Source organism: Neisseria subflava (genome assembly GCF_024205745.1).
Taxonomy (GTDB): Bacteria; Pseudomonadota; Gammaproteobacteria; order Burkholderiales; family Neisseriaceae; genus Neisseria; species Neisseria flavescens_B.
Genome location: NZ_CP073117.1, coordinates 866,871 through 888,183, shown reverse-complemented (window position 1 = coordinate 888,183; position 21,313 = coordinate 866,871). Strand labels below are relative to the sequence as shown.

Below are 21,313 nucleotides of genomic sequence, written 5' to 3'. Positions count from 1 at the left end.
CTGAATTTTTCAGACGGCCTTTTTATTTATCCAAACGCTTATTTTCGTTAAAACTTTATCTCAACAATTCATCGGTAACGCGTTGCAGAAATTCGATGCGCTCGGGTTTGGCTTCGCCGGATTCGGCAGCGGCTTTGACGGTGCAGCCGGGTTCGGCGCGGTGGGTGCAGTTGTGGAAACGGCACTGGCCGATGAGGTGGCGCAGGTCGGGAAAGTATTGTAATAAATCGGCGGCTTGGAGATGGTGCAGGCCGAATTCTTGCAGGCCGGGGGAGTCGATGAGTCGGGTTTCTGCGTTTAAATCGTATAGTTGGGCGTGGGTGGTGGTGTGTTTGCCGGAGTCGAGCGCAGTGGAAATGTCACCGGTTCGGGCAGCTTGGTTGCCGAGTAGGGCATTAGTCAGGGTGGACTTGCCCATACCGCTTTGTCCGAGCAGGATGTTGGTTTGCCCTTCTAAAATGGGACGCAGGATGTCGGCGTTCTCCAATGCGTTGGTCTCGACCACGGAATAGCCGAGGGTTTCGTAGAATTTGAGTTTCTCGCGCCATTGGGCGGTTTCGGGGAGGTCGGTTTTGTTGAGGACGATGACGGCGTTAATGCCGGCCGCTTCGGCTGCGAGGAGGGCGCGTTGCAACAGGGCTTCGCTGGGTGAGGGGCTGGCGGCGGTTACGATGAGCAGTTGGGTAACGTTGGCGGCAATCAGTTTGGTTTTCCACGCGTCTTGGCGGTAGAGCAGGCTTTCGCGCGGAAGATAGTCTTCAATCACAACTTGTTCGCCGTTGATGGGGCTGATGCGGACTTGGTCGCCGCAGGCGAAATCGACGCGTTTTTTGCGGGTGGTGGCGTCATATGTTTGGCCGTCAGGGGTGCGGACAATATAGCGGCGGCCATAGCTGGTAATGATTTGGGCGGTATCGGTCATGATGGGGTTTATTGTTTGGAATGGTGTGATTGTACCGAAAGTCGGCTATGGCCGTCTGAAAACTTGTTTGCACCTTTTAACTTTCTTTGGCTTGGTTTTTTGGTGTTTCTGCCCTATATTTGCAATGTATTTGTTTTCAGGAGATTTTTTATGGATTTCAGTCAGTTGCTCAATCAGGTTTTGGGTGCGGCTCAAAAAGGCGGCAAAGCGGTGGCAGACAGCCCGCTCAATTCTTTCGGCGGCGGCGCACTGACGGGTGCTTTGGCATCAATGCTGTTGAAAAAGAAAAATACGAAGAAGCTGGTCAAGGCCGGTTCAGTCGCTGCTTTGGGTTTTCTGGCTTATAAAGGCTATCAAAACTGGAAACAAAACCGCCAACAGGAAGAATTGCCGCAAAGTGCGTTCCAACCTGCCGGTCTGATTGGTGAAAACCACAGCCGTGTGATTTTGCAAACGATGATTGCGGCGGCGGCTTCAGACGGCCTGATTGACGATGCGGAACGCGCGGCGATCGAGCGTGAAAGCGGCAGCGATGCGGAAACGGCGGCATGGTTGCAGGCGGAATATGCGCAACCGGCCTCTATCGAGCAAATTGCCGCTTCTGTCGGCAGCGACGAGGCTTTGGCAGCCGAAACTTATCTGGCGGCCAGATTGGTCTGCGCGGACTTATCGCGCAAGGAAATCGTGTTCCTGAGCCGTTTGTCCCAAGCTTTGAATTTGGACGACCAACTGGTCGAAAGCTTGGAAAAACAGCTCGAATTGGCTTAAGCTTGATTTAAAAGGCCGTCTGAAACCTGATTTCAGACGGCCTTTCGACTTCATTTCGGAGTAAAATAACCCTTTCGACATATTAAAGGCTGTCTGAACATGAATAAACTTTTTTCCACATTCAAAACGTTTTTAGCCGCTTCGTCCGTCTTGGTATTGGCTGCCTGTCCGAGCGGCAACGCGTCTCAATCCAAACCTTCTACGCAGGGTCAAAATACGGTTTCACATACTGCACCCAAACCGAAAGCCACGGTTGCACTGGCTTTGGGCGGCGGTGCGTCCAAAGGCTTTGCCCATATCGGTATTATTAAGGTTTTGAAAGAAAACAATATTCCGGTCAAAATCGTTACCGGTACATCCGCTGGCTCGATTGTCGGCAGTATGTACGCTTCGGGAATGTCGCCCGACCGCCTCGAATTGGAAGCGGAAATTTTGGGTAAAACCGATTTGGTGGATTTGACCTTGTCCACCAGCGGCTTCATCAAAGGCGAAAAACTGCAAAACTACATCAATCGCAAAGTCGGCAACCGCCCGATGCAGCAGTTCCCCATCAAATTTGCCGCCGTTGCGACCGATTTTGAAAGTGGCAAACCGGTGGTGTTCAACGTCGGCAATGCCGGACAGGCCGTCCGTGCTTCCGCTTCGATTCCGAACGTGTTCCAGCCTGTCGTCATCGGCAACCGCAAATATGTAGACGGCGGCCTGTCGCAGCCCGTACCGGTCAGCGCGGCGAAAAAACTGGGTGCAAACTTCATCATTGCCGTCGATATTTCCGCCCGTCCGGCCAAAAATGTCAGCCAAGGCATGTTCTCCTATCTTGACCAAACCTTCAACGTAATGAGTCAAACTGCGTTGCGCCAAGAATTGGGCCAAGCCAATGTGGTCATCAAACCGCAGGTTTTGGAGCTGGGTTCGGTTGGTGGCTTCGACCAAAAACAACGCGCCATCCAATTGGGCGAACAGGCTGCACGCGCCGCCCTGCCTGAAATCAAACGCAAACTGGCGGCATATCAGTATTAATCATCTGCCGTTTGAACAGGCCGTCTGAAAGTATGTTTTTCAGACGGCCTTTCTTGTGCAAATCTGCTAAAATCACGCGTTTCCTACAAATCATAAAATCCTAAAAAAATGAATATCTTTTACGAAGAGTCCGGCCAATTCAAAGTTGCCTCCATCGTCCAAAAAAACGACGCCACCTACCAAGTCGATACCCAACACGGCAAACGCACCAAAGTGAAGGCAAACAATGTCTTTGCCGAGTTTGACGGCGATATGGCGGCGTTTTTGGAGAACGCGCAGGCACAGGCGGCGGACATCGACACCGATTTATTGTGGGAAGTATGCGGCGAAGAGGAATTTACCGCCGAAGCCATCGCCGAAGAATATTACGGCCATGCACCGACCAAAACCGAGCTGGCGGCGACTTTGATTGCGCTTTACGCCGCGCCGATGTATTTCTACAAAAAAGCCAAAGGCGTGTTCAAAGCCGCGCCGGAAGAAACCTTAAAACAAGCGCTTGCCGCCATCGAACGCAAAAAACAGCAAGACGCGCAAATCGACGCTTGGGCGGAAGCCTTGAAACGCGGCGAGATGCCGTCTGAAATCGCGGCGGATTTGAAAACCATCTTACACGCGCCCGACAAGCAGTCGCTGACCTACAAAGCCTTTACCAAAGCCGCCGACGAGCTGAAAATCTCAGCCTACGAACTGGCGAAAAAAACGGGCGGCATTACGTCCATTCCCCAATACCTGCAAGACGGGTTTGAAATCAAATATTTCCCCAAAGGAACAGGCTTCCCCGACCTTCCGCTTCCTGAAATGCCCGACTTGCCCAAGGCTGACGTTACCGCCTTTTCCATTGACGACGAATCGACCACCGAAGTGGACGACGCTTTAAGCCTGACCGACTTGGGCAATGGCATGAAACGCGTCGGCATCCACATTGCCACGCCGTCGCTTGCCATTAAACAAGGCGACAAAATGGAAAAAAACATCATGGAACGCTTGAGCACGGTTTATTTCCCCGGCGGCAAAATCACTATGTTGCCCGAAAACTGGATTGCCGCGTTCAGCCTTGATGCAGGCGCATACCGCCCTTCCATCAGCATTTATTTCAATGTGGACAGCGAGTTCAACGTCGGCGCACCAACCTGCAAAATCGAAGCGGTCAACATCGCCGAAAACCTGCGCATTCAAACCATCGAGCCGCATTTCAATACCGAAACCGGCTTGGACGAAGCGGGCGAAATGATGTTCGCCCACCATCAAGACCTGATTTGGTTTTATCAATTTGCCATCGCCCTGCAAAAAGCGCGCGGCAAATACGAGCCCGACCGTGCGCCGCAATACGATTACAGCATCGAATTGGATGAAGAAGGCAACGTATCCGTCGTCCGCCGCGAACGCGGTTCGCCCATCGATACGCTGGTCAGCGAGATGATGATTCTTGCCAACAGCACTTGGGCGCAAATGCTGGATGAAAACGAGCTGCCCGGTCTTTTCCGCGTCCAACCGGCAGGCAAAGTGCGCATGAGCACCAAATCCGAGCCGCACATCGGCATGGGCGTGCAGCATTATGGCTGGTTTACCTCGCCGCTGCGCCGCGCCGCCGACTACATCAACCAAAAGCAGCTAATCAGCCTGATCGACGACACGGCCGAGCCGCTGTATCAAAACAGCGATGCCGAGCTTTTCGCCGCACTGCGCGACTTTGATGCCGCCTATACAGCCTATGCCGACTTCCAACGCCAGATGGAAGCCTACTGGAGCCTCGTCTATCTGCAACAGCAAGGCACGAGCGAGCTGACGGCCACCATCCTCAAAGAAGACCTCGTCCGCATTGAAGGCCTGCCGCTGGTAACGCGCGCGACCGGTATTCCGTTTGACGCGCTGCCCAAATCGCAGGCATTGTTCAAAATCACTGAATTGGATGCCGAGAAGCAGTTTATCGCGCTCAACTATCAAAAAGCCGTTTTACCGGGCTGATAACGTTATTCCGTTTGAAAAAAGGCCGTCTGAACGAAGAAACAGAAATCTTTGATTTCGTTTTCACCCCTGTTCAGACGGCCTTCATCATCTAAAAATGCTACAATTCCCCTTTTCTGCCCATCATTTCAAACCATGAAAAAAAACGCCCCCCAATCCTTTGAAGAAGCCTTATCCCGCCTCGAAACCCTGACCCAGGCTATGCAAAGCAGCGAAATGCCGCTGGAAGACGCTTTGGCCGTCTATCAGGAAGGCAACGAATTGGTCAGATACTGCCAAACCAAATTAGCGGAAGTCGAGCAGAAACTGCAAGTATTGGATGCCGGCGAACTGAAGGAGTTGAACCTTGAACCCGGCGAATGAACTCAAAACATGGCAGCAAAAAGCCCAAGCACAAACCGAATTGCTGCTGGCGCATTTTTTGCCGTCTGAAAGCCAAGTGCCGCACACGCTGCACGAAGCCATGCGTTACGTTACCCTCGGCGGCGGCAAACGGCTGCGCCCGCTCTTGGTGCTTGCCGCGTCCGAATTGGGTGAAGCAAACCAAAATGCCGTCGAGCAAGCCATGGCGGCCATCGAAATGGTACACGTCTATTCGTTGGTTCACGACGATATGCCGGCGATGGACAACGACAGCCTGCGCCGCGGCAAACCGACCTGCCATGTGCAATACGATGAAGCAACCGCCCTTTTGGTCGGCGATGCGCTGCAAACCCAAGCCTTTGATGTACTGAGCCGTCCGACAGGCCTGCCTGCCGAACGCCAGCTTGCCATGTTGTCCACGCTGGCCCAGGCATCCGGCAGCCTCGGCATGGCGGGCGGACAAGCCATCGACCTTGCCAATGTCGGCAAAGCCATGAATCAGGCTGAGTTGGAACAGATGCACAGCCTCAAAACCGGCGCGCTCATCCGCGCGGCCGTGGCCTTAGGCGCACTTTCCTGCCCAGACTTAACACCGGCGCAAATCCAAACCTTAGACCACTACGCCGCCAAATTGGGCCTGGCTTTCCAAGTGATCGACGATGTATTGGACTGCGAAGCCGATACCGCTACCTTGGGCAAAACCGCCGGTAAAGACTCGGACAACGACAAACCAACCTACGTCAAACTGATGGGCCTGCACGCCGCGCGTACTTACGCAGAAACGCTGATTGCAGAAGCCGTTGCCCTGATTGAGCCATTCGGCGACAAAGCCCTGCGCCTGCGCCAACTGGCCGAGTTTGTTACCGCACGGAAAAACTAAACCCGTAAATAAATAAAGGCCGTCTGAAACCTGATTTTAGGTTTCAGACGGCCTTTTTAACAGCCTGTTTGGCTTGGGTATCCCATACCGAATGCAGAGCCTTTCAAAATACGGCTCAGAAATCTCCTGCAAACTGCGTTTACAAGCCTCAGCCTGTCTGTTTAATCCAATAGGGCATCTACGAACGCTTTGGCATTAAACGGACGCAAATCGTCGATACCTTCGCCTACGCCGATATAGCGGACAGGAACTGGACGGTCAGAGGCAAGGGCGGCAAGGATACCGCCTTTAGCCGTACCGTCTAGCTTGGTGACGATAAGGCCGGTCAGACCCAGCGCTTCGTCAAAGGCTTTCACTTGGTTGACGGCGTTTTGACCGATGTTGGCATCAAGCACGACGATGATTTCATGTGGCGCATCAGGCATGGCTTTTTGCAACACGCGCTTCACTTTTTTGATTTCTTCCATCAAATGAAGCTGCGTCGGCAGACGGCCGGCAGTATCGGCAAGCACGATGTCGATCCCGCGCGCTTTTGCAGCTTGGACGGCATCGAAGCAAACGGCTGCGGAATCGCCCGTAGTTTGCGAAATCACGGTCACATTGTTGCGTTCGCCCCAAGCTTGAAGCTGCTCACGCGCGGCGGCACGGAAAGTATCGCCTGCTGCCAGCAATACAGATTTACCCTGTGCTTGGAAGTATTTGGCCAATTTGCCGATAGATGTGGTTTTGCCCGCGCCGTTGATGCCCGCAAGCATGATGACGAACGGCTCTTTCGTTTCGGGCAAGACCAGCGGTTTTTCCAACGGCTTAATCAAGTCATACAGCGCATCTTTCAGCGCACCGCGCAATTCGTTGCCGTCTTTGAGGCCTTTGAGGCTGACACGGTCGCGCACGTCTTTCATCAAGTATTCGGTGGCTTCCATGCCCATATCGCTGGTAATCAGCACGGTCTCCAGCTCTTCGTACAAATCCTCATCGATTTGCCCGCCGCCGAACACGCCTGCCAACGATTTTGCCATTTTATCGCGTGATTTGGTCAAGCCTTGTTTCAAACGCGCGGCCCAACTGAGCTTGTATTCTTCTACCGGAGCAGGGGCTTCAGCCGATGTTTCCGCAACGGCTTCTTGAACTTGCTCGACAGCTTCGCTAACTGCTTCAACAACTTCTTCTTTGACCGCTTCGGCTTGTTCTGCTACTTCCTCAGCAGCCTCGGCCACTTCAGACGGCATTTCGGCAACGGTTTCTTGAACCTGTTCCACAGCCTCGCTGAGGGTTTCAACAGCTGCTTCTTTTACGGCTTCAGTCTGTTCTGCCATTTCTTCAGCAGCCTCAGCTACTTCAGACGGTATCTCGACAACGGTTTCTTGAACCTGTTCAACAGCCTCGCTGACGGTTTCAACGGCCGCTTCTTTTGCCGCTTCAACGTGTTCTTCTACTTTCTCAACTGTTTCAGACGGCGTTTCGGTTAAAGCTTCCCGAACCTGTTCGACGGTTTCACTGGCAGTTTCAACAGCCGATTCGACAACTGATTCAACATGCCCTTTGACGCTTTCTGCTAAAGATTCGGCATCTTCTTTAATATTTTCAACTACTTGAGCAACTTCAGATTCTACTTTTGCTGCGGTTTCCTGAACTTGAGCCTCCTCAGGAGCCGGAGTTTCCTGTTTTTTCTTGCGACGGAAGAAGCTGAACATTAAATTTTCCTTTTAATTTTAGAAACTTGAAATAAGGAGTATTGTAGCGTATTTTACGTGGCAAGGTCGTCTGAAAATCAAGGTTGTCAGGTTTTGGCATTTCCAACGTCTAACAAGACAAACCATCCACACAGGAAACATAGAGATGAATCCCGCACATTATTTTCACTTTGCACCAAGTTCGGCTGCCTGCTTGCGCTTGGCGCCTGCTCATCCAAAATGATGGATACCGAAGCCGCAACCATACCGCAGGCATTGTCCTCGTTGAAAACCCCTGACAACCGCCCTGCCAGCGTTTTTCTGAAAAAAGACAAACCCACCCTGATTAAATTTTGGGCAAGTTGGTGTCCTTTGTGTTTGTCCGAATTGGGACAAACCGAAAAATGGGCGCAAGATGCAAAATTCGGTTCTGCCAACCTGATTACCGTTGCCTCGCCCGGTTTTCTGCACGAGAAAAAAGATGGCGACTTCCAGAAATGGTATGCCGGTTTGAACTATCCCAAGCTGCCCGTCGTGACTGACAACGGCGGCATCATCGCCCAAAGCCTGAATATCAGTGTTTACCCTTCATGGGCGTTAATCGGTAAAGACGGCGACGTGCAGCGCATCGTCAAAGGCAGCATCAACGAAGCGCAGGCATTGGCTTTAATCCGCGACCCGAATGCCGATATAGGCCGTCTGAAAAACTCGTTCTACAAACCCGACACACAGAAAAAGGATTCAGCAATCATGAATACGCGCACTATCTATCTCGCCGGCGGCTGCTTCTGGGGCTTGGAAGCCTATTTCCAACGCATAGACGGCGTGGTTGACGCCGTATCCGGCTACGCCAACGGTAAAACGCAAAACCCGAGCTACGAAGACGTGTCCTACCGCGACACGGGCCATGCCGAGACCGTCAAAGTCACCTACGATGCCGACAAACTCAGCCTCGACGACATCCTGCAATATTTCTTCCGCGTTGTTGACCCGACCAGCCTCAACAAACAAGGCAACGACATCGGCACGCAATACCGCAGCGGCGTGTACTACACCGACCCTGCCGAAAAAGCCGTTATCGCCGCCACGCTCAAACGCGAGCAGCAAAAATACCAACAGCCCTCGTTGTCGAAAATGAGCCGCTGAAAAACTTCTACAACGCTGAGGAATACCATCAGGACTATCTGATTAAAAACCCCAACGGCTATTGCCACATCGACATCCGCAAAGCTGATGAACCGCTACCGGGTAAAACCAAAGCCGCCCCGCAAGGCAAAGGCTTTGACGCGGCAACCTATAAAAAACCCGGCGATGCCGAACTCAAACGCCTCCTGACCGAAGAGCAATACCAAGTTACCCAAAAAAGCGCGACCGAATACGCCTTCAGCCACGAATACGACCATCTGTTCAAACCCGGCATTTATGTGGACGTCGTCAGCGGCGAACCCCTGTTCAGCTCCGCCGACAAATTCGATTCCGGCTGCGGCTGGCCGAGCTTCACCCGCCCGATTAACGCCGCCGCCGTTACCGAACACGACGATTTCAGCTACAACATGCGCCGCACCGAAGTGCGCAGCCACGCCGCCGATTCGCACTTAGGACACGTCTTCGCCGACGGTCCGAAAGACAAAGGCGGTCTGCGCTATTGCATCAACGGCGCAAGTTTGAAATTCATTCCTTTAGAAGAAATGGACGCAGCCGGCTACGGTGCATTGAAAGACAAAGTGAAATAACGGTTTGAATCGAAAAAGGCCGTCTGAAAAAGATTTCAGACGGCCTTAAATTTATAATTTATTTAGTCATGTCATAAAATGATGCAATAGAAAATATTAAATACATTACTGATATCAAAATATATTTAATTTTTTTATCTCTAATTTTTTTCCATAAATACAAGTATATAGGAAGCATCGTAAACAATAGAACCTCAATATCAAAAAAGAAAAGAAAGAGATATCCTTTAGAATTTTCTTTCCAAAAGAGTATAAAAAAACTTGTACATATCGAGAATCCAATTAGAAAAGAGACAATACTATTTAAAACATCAATAATTCTTGCCTCTATTTGAATAGAAACAAGATACGGAAAATTACATAATTGTAGAAACCTAAGAAAATGAAGATATGCCAATAATACATATATGAGAGTCAAACCCATGAAAGTATCAAATATCTCTTTAAAAGGAATTTTTCCATAAAAATGTAATATACTGACTAACAAGCCGATTGGTAACCATACAATCGAATTTTCCTTACTTAGAAAATATTTAAACATTTAAAACTTTCTTCATCATTTTCATACTATATATTTAATTCAAAAAAAGCCATTTGAATCTTCAAATGGCTTTTTTATAAATCAAATTCGTTTTGCCAACTCTTCGGCTTTGCCCACATACAACGCAGGGGTCAGCTCAAGCAATTTGGCTTTGGCTTCTGCCGGAATTTCCAACGATTCGATAAAGAGTTTCAACACTTCAGGCGTAATGCCGTCTTTACCGCGTGTCAGGTCTTTTAGCTTCTCGTAAGGATTGGCCACGCCGTAACGACGCATTACGGTTTGGATCGGCTCGGCCAGCAGCTCCCAAGTAGCGTCCAAATCGGCAGCAAGGGAGGCAGGATTCGGTTCAAGCTTGTTCAGACCGCGCAGATGGGCGGCAAAACCCAATACGGTATAGCCCACGCCTACACCCATATTGCGCAATACGGTACTGTCGGTCAGGTCGCGCTGCCAACGGGAAATCGGCAGTTTTTCAGACAAAAAGCCCAATACGGCATTGGCCATACCAAGGTTGCCTTCGGAGTTTTCAAAGTCAATCGGATTGACTTTGTGCGGCATGGTGGAAGAACCGACTTCGCCTGCTTTGACTTTTTGTTTGAAGTAACCCAAAGAAATATAGCCCCAAACATCGCGGTTGAAGTCAATCAGAATCGTGTTGACACGGCTGATGGCTTGGAAGAATTCCGCCATATAGTCGTGCGGCTCGATTTGAATAGTGTAGGGGTTGAAGGTCAGGCCGAGGCTGATTTCAACGAAGTTGCGGCAATGGGTTTCCCAATCCACATCGGGATAAGCGACCATATGGGCATTGTAGTTGCCGACTGCGCCGTTGATTTTGCCGAGAAACTCTTGCACTTGCAGGTTTTTAAACTGACGTTGCAGGCGGTACACGACATTGGCGATTTCTTTACCCAGTGTGCTTGGTGTAGCAGGTTGGCCATGCGTGCGGCTCATCATAGGGACGGCAGCCAACTCATGCGCCATGCCGGTCAACTTCTCGATGATTTCGGCCAGTTTCGGCAGCAAAACAGCCTCACGCGCTTCTTGCAGCATTAAAGCGTGGGACAGGTTGTTGATGTCTTCGCTGGTGCAGGCAAAGTGGATGAACTCGCTGGCAGCTGCCACTTCAGGCACGCCGGAGAAGCGTTCTTTAAGCCAATATTCGATGGCTTTAACGTCGTGATTGGTGGTCGCCTCAATGGCTTTGACGGCGGCGGCATCTTCAAGCGAGAAGTTTTCGATCACTTTGTCGATTTCGGCAAGCGTAAAATCGCTGAAAGCAGGAACTTCTACAATCTTAGGCTCGGCGGCAAGGGCTTTGAGCCAGTTTAATTCAACTTTGACACGCGCACGCATCAGGCCGTATTCGGAAAAAATCGGACGCAATGCTTCAACGGATTTGGCGTAGCGGCCATCTAACGGGGAAAGTGCAGCGATAGGGTTAATCATGTCGGATCTTCCTATGGGATGAAAACCAAATTGTTTGCAATTATACATGATTTTACACTCCAAGGCCGTCTGAAAAACAGGTTTCAGACGGCCTTTTAGGCGTATTTTTCATAAAATTCTTTTCAGAGGTTCAACTTTGCAAAATCGATTTACGATATATGCCATCTTCACGGATAATATCGGCTTACTTTTTGTAAATAATGAGGTTTTATGAATATCAAACGTTTTTCCCTAGCTGCAACCGTATTTGCGGCTTTGATGTTGAGTGCCTGTGAAACAACCACCACTTCAAGCGGCGGTAGCAGCTGGACCAATATCGGCACCATCTCTGAAGGCAATATCAAAGTGGCCATTGATAGAAGCAGCATTAAAAGAAATGGCGTACTGGTTACTTTCCGCGATAAAAAAACCGTTTCCAAACTGAAAGAGGAACGTTTCGTCAATACGCCGGCCTATAAAACAGCCATCGGCAACTGGGAAATTCATTGCTCAAACAAAACCTATCGCCTGGCAGCGCTGCAACTGATGGACGAACACGGCCGGGTGATTTCCAACCAAAGCTATACGCCGACCAGCATCCGCCCAATGAGCGTCATGAGCGGCACGATTACTGAAAAACAATACGAAACTGTGTGCGGACATAAGCTTTAATCCACACTTATTCACAAAGTTATCCACAGTTTAAATATTTAAAAGGCCGTCTGAATGCTTTGAATATCAAGTTTCAGACGGCCTTTTTATGTTTTGATGTAAATTTATCTTCAAATTTATCCACAAATTTTGTTTATTCAAAAATAATTTATTACAGCGATTTATTTACGCTCAAAATTTGCTTCATCCTTTGCAAGAGCATTTCACAAAATACTGCTTTCTACTCTATTTACTGACTTACTATCTGCTTAATCGAGCTGTATTTACAGACTGCTATGCATCAAACTGGATCTGCGCTAAATACTTTTCACAAAGGTATTCCAATCTTTTGGAAAAAATTTTCTTCTCCAAATAAATACCTTTCCTTTGATAATACAGCCCTTCTTTAACGCAGCCTTGCCCCCGTTTCTCCGTCAATAATCTGGCTAGGCATTTTCTGCCTACCTATCAATCCGCCTACAACCCAGACTTTCCTGCCAAATTGTCTTCTGACTTCCCTTTCCGTTTTGCACGCCCGTTTGCCTGCACGATTACATGAAGTAGAGACTAAAGGCATTTTCAAAACCTGACACAAACGCCTTGCACCTGCATGCGCAGGAACCCTGACAGCCAATTTACTGCGTCCTTTCCCACGCAATGAGGGCAATACTTTTTTGCCGACCAACAATAAAAAAGTTTTCGGAGCCGGCCATGCTTCATGCAACATGGTTTGGATATTTTCAGACGGCCTTTGCAGTAAAGGTTGCAACTGTTCCAAACTATGGCCTATGACAATCATGCCTTTGTGTTGCGGTCGTTTTTTCAGATGGATCAGTTGATTGAGTGCTTTGGGCAAAGTAGGGACACAGCCCAAGCCATAGCAAGACTCGGTAGGATAGGCGACCAAACCGCCTTTTTTAAGATGCGCCTGCAGCCTGCGTTGGGCTGCAGCCGATAAAATTCTGGGGAACATCATCATAATACCAAGGCCGTCTGAAACTGAGATTGTCGGACAATCTGTGTTCAGACGGCCTGTTTCTATTCATTATTAACGGTTGATGGCTTTATCGGAAATGTCTTTACGGTATTGCATACCGTCAAAGCGGATTGTTTCCAATGCCTCATAAGCCTTGCTCTTAGCTTGGGCAACATCATCGCCCAAACCGACTACACACAATACACGGCCGCCGTTGGTTACCACTTCGCCTTTTTCATTCGTCGCAGTACCGGCATGGAAAACTTTACCGATTTGATTGGCCTTATCCAAGCCGAAGATCACATCGCCTTTTTTCGGAGAATCAGGATAATTTTGTGCGGCCAATACCACGCCTACTGCAGTCTGCGGATTCCATTCAGCAGCAACACTATCCAGTTTGCCATCGATTGCCGCTTCAACCAAATCCACCAAATCGCTATCCAAACGGCTCATGATTGGCTGGGTTTCAGGATCGCCGAAACGGCAGTTAAATTCGATGGTATAAGGCGCACCGGTTTTATCAATCATCAAGCCCGCGTATAAAAAGCCGGTAAATTCATGACCTTCTGCTTTCATACCGGCCACAGTCGGCAAAATAATTTCATTCATCGCGCGCTCGTACACATCAGGCGTCACCACCGGAGCAGGGCTGTACGCGCCCATGCCACCAGTATTAGGGCCTTTGTCGTCATCCAGCAGGCGTTTATGGTCTTGACTGGTTGCCATCGGCAAAACATGATTGCCGTCCACCATAACGATAAAGCTCGCCTCCTCGCCTTGCAGGAAATCTTCAATCACGACTCGCGCGCCTGCATTACCCATTTTGTTGCCCAACAACATATCGTCGATAGCGGCATGGGCTTCATCCAAAGTCATGGCGACAATCACGCCTTTACCGGCAGCCAAACCATCCGCCTTAATAACAATCGGTGCACCTTTTTGGTTGACGTAATCATGTGCCGCATCGGCATTTTCAAAGGTTTGGTATTGCGCGGTTGGAATCTTATATTTTGCCATAAATGCTTTAGCAAAATCTTTTGAACTCTCCAGCTGAGCCGCGTATTGAGTCGGGCCAAAAATCTTCAATCCGGCAGCACGGAAGTCATTCACCACGCCCGCCGCCAAAGGAGCTTCAGGGCCGACTACGGTAAAGGCAATATTTTCATTACGGCAAAAATCAATCAAATCTTGATGCGCCGTTAATGCGATATTCTGAAGTTTAGGCTCAATTGCCGTTCCGGCATTACCAAGTGCAACAAAGACAGTTTCTACTTTAGACGACTGCGCCAATTTCCAAGCCAGTGCGTGTTCACGTCCACCATTACCAATAACGAGCAATTTCATACCATCTCCTTGAAGAATAGATGTTGTAAATAAAATTCAATCGATGGAATATTGTTCCATCTTGCCTAGCTGTTTCAAATTAAGAATAATATCGCACCAAGACAACCATACTCTAATTTCAAACAACGAAAGGAAAATTATGCAAAAACGTATTGACGAAATTCAAAGCAAATACCGCGAATGGTGCGAATTACTGCCGCAACTGGAAGCAGATATCGCCCGCTGGAAACATGCTGCAAGCCTCATGCAAGACATGGATGACTTCTATACCAACGAATACCAAGCATGCCATCAAGCCATTGAAGAAGGGGCAGATGTTGATTTGCGCACACAGGGCGAATACAGCATTATGAGCGAAGATGCCCTATGGAACGCACTGGGGGAATTTCATCAACTGGCTTGGGAACACCTGCGCTCAAGCGTAAATGCTTTAGACAGATACCAAGGCTAAAACATCAAAGGCCGTCTGAAACTTTTGATTTCTCAAATATATTCAGACGACCTTCTATTCAAACGGCTTCTCAGTATCTACTTCAATTTGGCGCGTATTTTTCCAAGCAGCAATACAAGCTTCATAATCTGCCAATGCTATTTTCACTGTCAACTTACAATCCAGCTGCAAATCCTGTTCCACAATATCGGCCTGATATTGTTTGGCAATCCGTATAGCCTCATTCAAAACAGGATATTCACACTTCAACCAAATTGTCTTTTCGACATTCTTTTCAACAACTTCAGCTATCGCCAATGCCTGAGCTGTTGATTCCTTATAAGCATGAATCAGACCGGGAACACCCAATAGCGTACCGCCAAAATAGCGCACAACCACAACCAACACATCCGTTACGCCGACAGAATCAATCTGTCCCAAAATAGGGCGACCCGCGCTTCCGGACGGTTCTCCATCATCGTTTGCGCGAAACTGCATTCCATCCACACCCAATCGATAGGCGTAACACCAATGTCTTGCCTTGTGATGTTCTTCCTTTAATGGGTCGAGATACTTCTTAACATCGGCCAAAGTGCGGATCGGATAGGCGTATGCGATGAAGCGGCTGCCTTTATCTTTAAATTCAGCCTGTGTCGGATTGGTAATGGTTTTATAGGTCGTAATCATGCCAAAATATTTTCAGACGGCCTTCGTTATAAAAGGCCGTCTGAACGTTTCACGTGAAACATTAGTTTTTCAGTGCTTCAGTCAGTTGAGGCACAACTTCAAACAAATCACCAACCAAGCCGTAATCTGCTACATTGAAAATCGGAGCGTCAGCATCTTTATTGATGGCGACAATCACTTTACTGTCCTGCATACCGGCAACGTGTTGGATGGCTCCAGAAATACCGATAGCGAAGTACAGTTGCGGCGCAACCACTTTACCGGTTTGACCGACTTGAGCATCGTTTGGCGCATACTCGGCATCCACTGCCGCACGGGATGCACCAATCGCCGCACCCAAAACGTCAGCCAAAGGAGTCAATACTTCATTGAATTTTTCAGCACTGCCCAATGCACGGCCACCGGAAACAATCACTTTTGCCTGAGTCAATTCAGGGCGGTCAGACTGGGAAAGTTGACGGTTTACGAAACGGCTCAGGTTTTGAGCAGGCATTGCCTCAACATTGACCACTTCTGCATTACCGCCTTGTCCGGCAGCATCAAATGCGGTTGCACGGAAAGTCAGCACCAGCTTTTCAGAATTGGATTGAACAGTTTCAAATGCATTACCGGCATAAATCGGACGGACGAATGTTGAGTTATCCACAACTTCGGTTAAATCCGAAACTTGTGGCACATCCAACAGGGCGGCTACTCGGGGCAACAGATTTTTACCAAACGCTGTTGCAGTCGCAGCCACATAGCGGTAATCCGCAGCCAGTTTAACAACCAAAGGCGCTAATTCTTCTGCCAAACCTTCAGCGTAATAAGGCGAATCGGCTACTAAAACTTTCGCTACGCCTGCAACCTGTTTCGCCTCTTCAACCACCGCAGCAGCATTACTGCCGGCAACCAATAAATCTACATTACCCAATTTGGCGGCAGCCGTTACCGCATGCAAAGTGGCAGGATTCAAATGTTGGTTATTATGTTCCGCAATAATCAATACGCTCATTTCATACTCCTTAGATCACTTTGGCTTCGTTTTTCAGCTTTTCAACCAACTCGGCAACATCAGCCACTTTCACACCGGCTTGACGTGCTTTAGGTTCGGCAAATTTCACGGTATTCAAACGCGGAGAAATATCCACAGCCAAATCGGCAGGACTCAATTTTTCCAAAGGTTTTTTCTTTGCCGCCATGATATTAGGAAGTTTGACAAAGCGTGGTTCGTTCAAACGCAAATCTGCACTGATGACCGCAGGCAGTTTCAATGCAACAGTCTCTTCGCCGCCGTCAATTTCACGGGTTACCAATGCTTCTTCGCCTTCAATTTGCACTTTTGATGCAAAAGTACCTTGAGCCGCATTCAACAACGCAGCCAGCATTTGGGCAACTTGGTTGGCGTCATCGTCAATTGCCTGTTTACCCAGCAGTAAAATTTGCGGATTTTCTTTATCCGCAACAGCTTTCAGCAATTTCGCAACGGCCAAAGGCTCCAACTTCGCATCAGTCTCAACATGAACCGCACGGTCGGCACCCATCGCCAAAGCAGTACGCAACGTTTCTTCGCATTTTTTCTCGCCAAGAGAAACAGCAACAATCTCGCTTACTTTTCCGGCTTCTTTCAAACGGACAGCTTCTTCTACCGCGATTTCATCAAACGGGTTCATCGACATTTTGACATTACCGATATCCACATCGGAACCATCGGCTTTCACACGAACTTTGACGTTGTAGTCCACTACGCGCTTTACTGCGACCAGTGCTTTCATTCAATTCTCCTAAAAAGAATGTCCATTAAATCAAGCATACTGCTTTTGATACATTCTTTATATAAAATCCAATTCAGTTTTCACCAACATGACAAAACCAAATTTGTATAAATCTTGGCAAATAGAGCGGAATTATATCATTTCTAAAGCATTTACTCAGAAAATAAATCCACCCCTCCAGCAATTATTTACCGTATGCTGCAACACAATCCATCAGGGTTTGGTAAACCTCGTCAACATTGGGAATTTGAGCAATCCCGCCTAAATTTTTTGCATAAGCCGAAACTTGAACGCCGGTCTTGGCCGGATCTGTATCTGTATAAATTCCTACAACAGGCTTTTCCAACGCATTGGCAAGATGCAGTAGTCCGGTATCTACGCCAATAATACCCTCTGCGTTTTTCAATAAAAATGCAGCCTGTAATAAATTCATTTTGTCGCAAACGAAAGCAAACGGTAAATCGCTTGCAATCTGTTCGGAACGCATTTTTTCGATTTCATTTCCCCACGGCAGATATACATTGCATTGTTGTTCTTCATTCAACTTTTTCAATAATGCACGCCAGTGTTCTACCGGCCATAATTTACTGTCGCGACTGGTTGCATGCAAAGCAACGTAATAAGGGGATTGCAAATTTTTCAGACGGCCTGATTCAGGAACCGATAAACCAAATACCTGCGTCTCAGGCATTGTATAACCAAATACTTGGGCGAATAATTCACGGTTTCTCCAAACCGCATTTTTACCTTTCGGCACGGCAAACGTTTTACTGTATGCAAGGGCAGCCAAACTTTCACGCGCGCTGTGTTTATCCAAGCCGTAAATAGGGGATTTTGCCATTTTAGCAAAGCATGCGCTTTTAATCAGTCCTTGGCTATCTAAAACAAAATCAAAAGATTCAGCCTGCAAATCCGTTTTCAGACGACCTATTTCACGCCACGTTTCAGCCTGAAAAAGGTGTTTGCGCCATTGCCGCCATTTCATTACATGAACCTTTTTGACAAAAGGATGTAAGCGGGCAATATCTGCAAACCCTGCCTCACACAGCCAATGAAGCTCTACCTCAGGACATTGTCGCGCCAAATCTTCAACTGCGGGCAACGTGTGAATTAAATCGCCCATACTGGACAAGCGGACAAGTAAAATCTTCATATTTTGGAAAATGTTTCACGTGAAACAACAGAATTTTAAATATAATCTATTGATTATTAATATATTTTTTTATTTCTTTGGCGTTTTCTAAAATAATAGCCCCGGCAGAATGCATTTCCTTCCATGCTGATTCAACCGTTTCAGGAGCAATGCCGCGGCAAGCAGCCTGATTGACGATGACTTTCCAAGCCCCGCCTTTAAGCAACTGTAAAACCGTTGTCTTCACACAATAATCTGTTGCCAAACCGCCGACAATGACTGTATCTGCATTTTGACAGCGCAACCATTCGATCAAACCTGTACTGAGCTTTTCTTCAATATCGTGAAAACATGCACCGTAAGGATGTAACTCAGGATCAACGCCTTTCCAAACGCAATAATCGTATTCTTTGGCTGAAGGCAGGCCATCCAACAATTCATAGCCATATGTTCCAACCATCGCATGTGCCACCCAAGTCAAATCTGCATCGGGCAAACCCGTCGGTTTCAACATATCAACAGGATTATCCACAAGCCATTTTGCCGCAGCATGATGCGCATCTTTCGTCATCACACGTAAATCCGCCAATGCAGCTTGGGTATTGAGTTCATCCGCAATCAGATGACCTTCGGCAACAGGCAATTCTTTCAGGCACAAAGGCGTAAACGTTTTTTGTGCATCTACATCGATAGAAACAATCATGAATTAATTTAACCTATTGATTTTGTTTTATATTATTTAAATTGAGCATTTATTGCCAATGTACGGACATTTGGAATAAATGCTTTGTATTATAACAAATTACTACTGCAAAATGTGGGAAAACATCTGTGATATGATGACAGTTTACACAGAATATTTATCCACAAATTATGTCCTATTCGATTACGCCTATTGCAACCGTTCATTCCCCCTACAAACAAAAATTCGGCATTGCCCGCCAACCCGGTTTGGTTCCTGCAGCAGAAATTTGCATTGAACTCACTCCTGAATTTACCGCAGACAGCGTTCGGGGCTTGGAAGATTTCGACTATGTGTGGATAAGTTTTATTTTCCACGGCGTATTGGATGAAGGTTGGGCGCAAATGGTACGTCCGCCACGGCTTGGAGGCAAACAAAAAATGGGCGTATTTGCCACGCGCAGCCCGCACCGCCCCAATCATCTCGGTTTATCCCTGCTGAAACTCGAACGAATCGAAACAGGCAAACCTGTCCGCATCTATTGCAGCGGTGCAGACCTATTAGACGGTACTCCGGTAGTGGATATCAAACCCTACATCCCCTTTGTCGAAGCCAAACCTGACGCATCATCAGGCTTTGTCAGCGGCAAACCTGAAGAATTGAACGTTGCCTGGGCAGAAAGTACGCTCGCAGAACATTTATCCACAGAAGAAAAACATCTCATTGAGCAAAGCATTGCCCAAGATCCCCGTCCTGCCTATCAAGATATTCCCGAACGGGTTTATGTAATGAATATTGCGGATTATGAAGTACAGTTTAGGATAGAAAACAAATGTGCCACTGTGATTAAACTATCCACAATCTGATTGCAAATTGAATCTATCTACAAACAAAAGGCCGTCTGAAATATTCAGACGGCCTTTTAATTATCCACAGACTGATTGATTCAGCCTGTTATCCTTTAGATTTTGCTGGCAAAAAATTCCAAGGTACGAACCAATTGGCAAGTGTAAGACATTTCATTGTCGTACCAAGCAACAGTTTTCACCAATTGTTTGTCGCCAACTGTCATCACGCGAGTTTGAGTAGCATCGAAGAGTGAGCCGTATTCAATACCAATGACGTCGGAAGATACGATTTGATCTTCAGTGTAGCCGTAAGACTCGCTGGCGGCAGCTTTCATCGCGGCATTGATTTCTTCTTTGGTCACAGGACGCTCCAGAACAGAAACCAGTTCGGTCAAAGAACCGGTAGCAACGGGAACACGTTGGGCAGAACCATCAAGTTTACCGTTCAATTCAGGGATAACCAAGCCGATGGCTTTAGCGGCACCGGTGCTGTTCGGTACGATATTCAAGGCAGCGGCACGGGCGCGGCGGAAGTCGCCTTTGCGGTGTGGCGCGTCAAGGGTGTTTTGGTCGCCGGTATAGGCGTGGATGGTGGTCATCAAGCCTTCGACAATACCGAATTCTTTTTGTAATACCGCAGCCATAGGGGCCAGACAGTTAGTCGTACAAGAAGCGGCTGAAATAACAGTTTCGCTGCCGTCCAAAATATCTTGGTTTACGCCGTATACAACGGTTTTCACATCATTGCCGCCAGGTGCGGAAATTACAACTTTGCGCGCACCGGCACGGATATGGGCTTCAGCTTTGGTTTTGTTGGTAAAGAAACCGGTACATTCGAGGACAACGTCCACACCCAGCTCGCCCCAAGGCAATTCTTCAGGATTAGGATTGGCAAATACTTTGATTTCTTTGCCGTTAACAACAATCGCATCATCTTTCAATTCGGCAGAGCCTTCAAAGCGGCCTTGAGTACTGTCGTATTTAAAGAGGTGCAGCAGCATATCGGCAGGAGTCAAGTCGTTAACAGCAACGACTTCGATACCTTGGGCTTTTTCAATTTGACGCAATGCCAGACGACCGATGCGGCCAAAACCATTAATCGCTACTTTAATACTCATTTTGCTACTCCTAATTAGATGGAATGGGAAAAATTTTTCAGTAAGTCCATTGTATCCTGAAATAAAATTACTTTCTAGGATTACAGATGATTACTTTTAAGTTGTTTGATTTAAATAAAGAAAACATGAAATTATTGTTTGTAGGAAAATATCAGGCAAATTGGATTATTCCTATTTTTTGATATTTTATTTCATAAAAACAGTTTTCCGATCTTAAAAGTTTTAGAAGTTTATGAAAATCATAAGCTTAGTTCTATTTTTCCATATTTTGCCGATTTTGTGTTGATAATTCAGTGTTTTCTTCAATTCATAATAGTTTAATTTTTAAAATGATGATTTTGATGAAGAACCAAACTATCTGTGGATAACGGAATAACTTTCTTTAAAACCAATTT

General features: G+C 47.7%; 19 protein-coding genes and 1 pseudogene. 9 read left to right on the top strand and 11 right to left on the bottom strand.

What is annotated here, in order from left to right; all coding sequences use genetic code 11:
• Positions 1 to 55: 55 nt before the first annotated feature.
• Positions 56 to 922: a ribosome small subunit-dependent GTPase A gene (rsgA, locus tag KCG55_RS04405; RefSeq protein ID WP_254323488.1), complete on the bottom strand. Its 867-nt coding sequence runs from the start codon at positions 920 to 922 to the stop codon at positions 56 to 58.
• Positions 923 to 1,072: 150 nt separating this feature from the next.
• Between rsgA and KCG55_RS04400 the strand changes: the two genes are divergently transcribed.
• The 5 genes from KCG55_RS04400 (at position 1,073) to KCG55_RS04380 (ending at position 5,918) form a co-directional block, all read left to right on the top strand.
• On the top strand, positions 1,073 to 1,690 hold the full coding sequence (locus KCG55_RS04400) for a tellurite resistance TerB family protein (RefSeq protein ID WP_070748646.1): 618 nt from the start codon (positions 1,073 to 1,075) through the stop codon (positions 1,688 to 1,690).
• 99 nt (positions 1,691 to 1,789) lie between these two features.
• The gene (locus KCG55_RS04395; RefSeq protein WP_254323487.1) at positions 1,790 to 2,710 is read left to right on the top strand and encodes a patatin-like phospholipase family protein; all 921 of its coding nucleotides are present in this window, start codon (positions 1,790 to 1,792) and stop codon (positions 2,708 to 2,710) included.
• Positions 2,711 to 2,818: 108 nt separating this feature from the next.
• Complete coding sequence (locus KCG55_RS04390) at positions 2,819 to 4,675, top strand: ribonuclease catalytic domain-containing protein (protein ID WP_254323486.1); 1,857 nt, start codon at positions 2,819 to 2,821, stop codon at positions 4,673 to 4,675.
• A 135-nt stretch (positions 4,676 to 4,810) separates the two neighbouring features.
• Positions 4,811 to 5,038 carry an exodeoxyribonuclease VII small subunit gene (locus KCG55_RS04385; protein WP_254323485.1) on the top strand — a complete coding sequence of 76 codons (228 nt, stop codon included), beginning with the start codon at positions 4,811 to 4,813 and terminating at the stop codon, positions 5,036 to 5,038.
• Positions 5,022 to 5,918, top strand: coding sequence for a polyprenyl synthetase family protein (locus tag KCG55_RS04380; RefSeq protein WP_070646462.1), 897 nt, complete (start codon positions 5,022 to 5,024; stop codon positions 5,916 to 5,918). The genes KCG55_RS04385 and KCG55_RS04380 overlap by 17 nt, the downstream gene beginning before the upstream one ends.
• A 161-nt stretch (positions 5,919 to 6,079) precedes the next feature.
• Here KCG55_RS04380 and ftsY read toward each other — a convergent pair whose 3' ends face one another.
• Complete coding sequence (gene ftsY / locus KCG55_RS04375; RefSeq protein WP_254323484.1) at positions 6,080 to 7,612, bottom strand: signal recognition particle-docking protein FtsY; 1,533 nt, start codon at positions 7,610 to 7,612, stop codon at positions 6,080 to 6,082.
• Positions 7,613 to 7,705: 93 nt separating this feature from the next.
• On the opposite strand from ftsY, the pseudogene msrAB reads away from it, so the two are divergent.
• Positions 7,706 to 9,324 (top strand): annotated as a pseudogene (gene msrAB, locus KCG55_RS04370) (bifunctional peptide-methionine (S)-S-oxide reductase MsrA/peptide-methionine (R)-S-oxide reductase MsrB).
• A 622-nt stretch (positions 9,325 to 9,946) separates the two neighbouring features.
• Here msrAB and purB read toward each other — a convergent pair.
• Positions 9,947 to 11,317: an adenylosuccinate lyase gene (gene purB / locus KCG55_RS04365; protein WP_254323483.1), complete on the bottom strand. Its 1,371-nt coding sequence runs from the start codon at positions 11,315 to 11,317 to the stop codon at positions 9,947 to 9,949.
• 210 nt (positions 11,318 to 11,527) lie between these two features.
• On the opposite strand from purB, the gene KCG55_RS04360 reads away from it, so the two are divergent.
• Positions 11,528 to 11,968, top strand: a complete 441-nt coding sequence (locus tag KCG55_RS04360) for a surface-adhesin E family protein (protein ID WP_254323482.1) — start codon at positions 11,528 to 11,530, stop codon at positions 11,966 to 11,968.
• Positions 11,969 to 12,353: 385 nt separating this feature from the next.
• Here KCG55_RS04360 and KCG55_RS04355 read toward each other — a convergent pair whose 3' ends face one another.
• Both KCG55_RS04355 and purD read right to left on the bottom strand, forming a co-directional pair.
• The gene (locus KCG55_RS04355; protein WP_254323632.1) at positions 12,354 to 12,923 is read right to left on the bottom strand and encodes an L-threonylcarbamoyladenylate synthase; all 570 of its coding nucleotides are present in this window, start codon (positions 12,921 to 12,923) and stop codon (positions 12,354 to 12,356) included.
• 72 nt (positions 12,924 to 12,995) lie between these two features.
• Positions 12,996 to 14,267, bottom strand: coding sequence for a phosphoribosylamine--glycine ligase (purD, locus tag KCG55_RS04350; protein ID WP_254323481.1), 1,272 nt, complete (start codon positions 14,265 to 14,267; stop codon positions 12,996 to 12,998).
• A gap of 139 nt (positions 14,268 to 14,406) precedes the next feature.
• Here purD and KCG55_RS04345 point away from each other — a divergent pair, with 139 nt between their 5' ends.
• Positions 14,407 to 14,718: a DUF4298 domain-containing protein gene (locus KCG55_RS04345; RefSeq protein ID WP_003747758.1), complete on the top strand. Its 312-nt coding sequence runs from the start codon at positions 14,407 to 14,409 to the stop codon at positions 14,716 to 14,718.
• A gap of 54 nt (positions 14,719 to 14,772) precedes the next feature.
• On the opposite strand, the gene KCG55_RS04340 is transcribed toward KCG55_RS04345, so the two are convergent.
• From KCG55_RS04340 to KCG55_RS04320, 5 genes are all read right to left on the bottom strand, one after another.
• A complete protein-coding gene (locus KCG55_RS04340) occupies positions 14,773 to 15,384 on the bottom strand; it encodes an IMPACT family protein (protein ID WP_254323480.1) in 612 nt (203 codons plus the stop codon).
• Positions 15,385 to 15,445: 61 nt separating this feature from the next.
• Complete coding sequence (locus KCG55_RS04335; RefSeq protein ID WP_150537069.1) at positions 15,446 to 16,378, bottom strand: electron transfer flavoprotein subunit alpha/FixB family protein; 933 nt, start codon at positions 16,376 to 16,378, stop codon at positions 15,446 to 15,448.
• A gap of 10 nt (positions 16,379 to 16,388) precedes the next feature.
• Positions 16,389 to 17,138, bottom strand: coding sequence for an electron transfer flavoprotein subunit beta/FixA family protein (locus KCG55_RS04330; protein ID WP_003686610.1), 750 nt, complete (start codon positions 17,136 to 17,138; stop codon positions 16,389 to 16,391).
• Positions 17,139 to 17,322: 184 nt separating this feature from the next.
• Positions 17,323 to 18,291 carry a lipopolysaccharide heptosyltransferase I gene (gene waaC / locus KCG55_RS04325; protein ID WP_254323479.1) on the bottom strand — a complete coding sequence of 323 codons (969 nt, stop codon included), beginning with the start codon at positions 18,289 to 18,291 and terminating at the stop codon, positions 17,323 to 17,325.
• Positions 18,292 to 18,337: 46 nt separating this feature from the next.
• Positions 18,338 to 18,973, bottom strand: coding sequence for a nicotinamidase (locus KCG55_RS04320; protein ID WP_254323478.1), 636 nt, complete (start codon positions 18,971 to 18,973; stop codon positions 18,338 to 18,340).
• A 170-nt stretch (positions 18,974 to 19,143) separates the two neighbouring features.
• On the opposite strand from KCG55_RS04320, the gene tsaA reads away from it, so the two are divergent.
• On the top strand, positions 19,144 to 19,818 hold the full coding sequence (tsaA, locus tag KCG55_RS04315) for a tRNA (N6-threonylcarbamoyladenosine(37)-N6)-methyltransferase TrmO (protein WP_254323477.1): 675 nt from the start codon (positions 19,144 to 19,146) through the stop codon (positions 19,816 to 19,818).
• 95 nt (positions 19,819 to 19,913) lie between these two features.
• On the opposite strand, the gene gap is transcribed toward tsaA, so the two are convergent.
• Positions 19,914 to 20,918, bottom strand: a complete 1,005-nt coding sequence (gap, locus tag KCG55_RS04310) for a type I glyceraldehyde-3-phosphate dehydrogenase (RefSeq protein WP_003747744.1) — start codon at positions 20,916 to 20,918, stop codon at positions 19,914 to 19,916.
• Positions 20,919 to 21,313 lie beyond the last annotated feature (395 nt).

Excerpts from the sequence above, each read along its gene's own strand:
- KCG55_RS04390 (WP_254323486.1), top strand. The coding sequence starts at position 2,819 with ATGAATATCTTTTACGAAGAGTCCGGCCAATTCAAAGTTGCCTCCATC.
- gap (WP_003747744.1), bottom strand. The coding sequence starts at position 20,918 with ATGAGTATTAAAGTAGCGATTAATGGTTTTGGCCGCATCGGTCGTCTG.
- KCG55_RS04335 (WP_150537069.1), bottom strand. The coding sequence starts at position 16,378 with ATGAGCGTATTGATTATTGCGGAACATAATAACCAACATTTGAATCCT.
- KCG55_RS04400 (WP_070748646.1), top strand. The coding sequence starts at position 1,073 with ATGGATTTCAGTCAGTTGCTCAATCAGGTTTTGGGTGCGGCTCAAAAA.
- KCG55_RS04385 (WP_254323485.1), top strand. The coding sequence starts at position 4,811 with ATGAAAAAAAACGCCCCCCAATCCTTTGAAGAAGCCTTATCCCGCCTC.
- KCG55_RS04395 (WP_254323487.1), top strand. The coding sequence starts at position 1,790 with ATGAATAAACTTTTTTCCACATTCAAAACGTTTTTAGCCGCTTCGTCC.
- KCG55_RS04320 (WP_254323478.1), bottom strand. The coding sequence starts at position 18,973 with ATGATTGTTTCTATCGATGTAGATGCACAAAAAACGTTTACGCCTTTG.
- tsaA (WP_254323477.1), top strand. The coding sequence starts at position 19,144 with ATGTCCTATTCGATTACGCCTATTGCAACCGTTCATTCCCCCTACAAA.
- KCG55_RS04340 (WP_254323480.1), bottom strand. The coding sequence starts at position 15,384 with ATGATTACGACCTATAAAACCATTACCAATCCGACACAGGCTGAATTT.
- KCG55_RS04355 (WP_254323632.1), bottom strand. The coding sequence starts at position 12,923 with ATGATGTTCCCCAGAATTTTATCGGCTGCAGCCCAACGCAGGCTGCAG.
- waaC (WP_254323479.1), bottom strand. The coding sequence starts at position 18,291 with ATGAAGATTTTACTTGTCCGCTTGTCCAGTATGGGCGATTTAATTCAC.
- rsgA (WP_254323488.1), bottom strand. The coding sequence starts at position 922 with ATGACCGATACCGCCCAAATCATTACCAGCTATGGCCGCCGCTATATT.
- ftsY (WP_254323484.1), bottom strand. The coding sequence starts at position 7,612 with ATGTTCAGCTTCTTCCGTCGCAAGAAAAAACAGGAAACTCCGGCTCCT.
- purB (WP_254323483.1), bottom strand. The coding sequence starts at position 11,317 with ATGATTAACCCTATCGCTGCACTTTCCCCGTTAGATGGCCGCTACGCC.
- KCG55_RS04345 (WP_003747758.1), top strand. The coding sequence starts at position 14,407 with ATGCAAAAACGTATTGACGAAATTCAAAGCAAATACCGCGAATGGTGC.
- purD (WP_254323481.1), bottom strand. The coding sequence starts at position 14,267 with ATGAAATTGCTCGTTATTGGTAATGGTGGACGTGAACACGCACTGGCT.
- KCG55_RS04360 (WP_254323482.1), top strand. The coding sequence starts at position 11,528 with ATGAATATCAAACGTTTTTCCCTAGCTGCAACCGTATTTGCGGCTTTG.
- KCG55_RS04330 (WP_003686610.1), bottom strand. The coding sequence starts at position 17,138 with ATGAAAGCACTGGTCGCAGTAAAGCGCGTAGTGGACTACAACGTCAAA.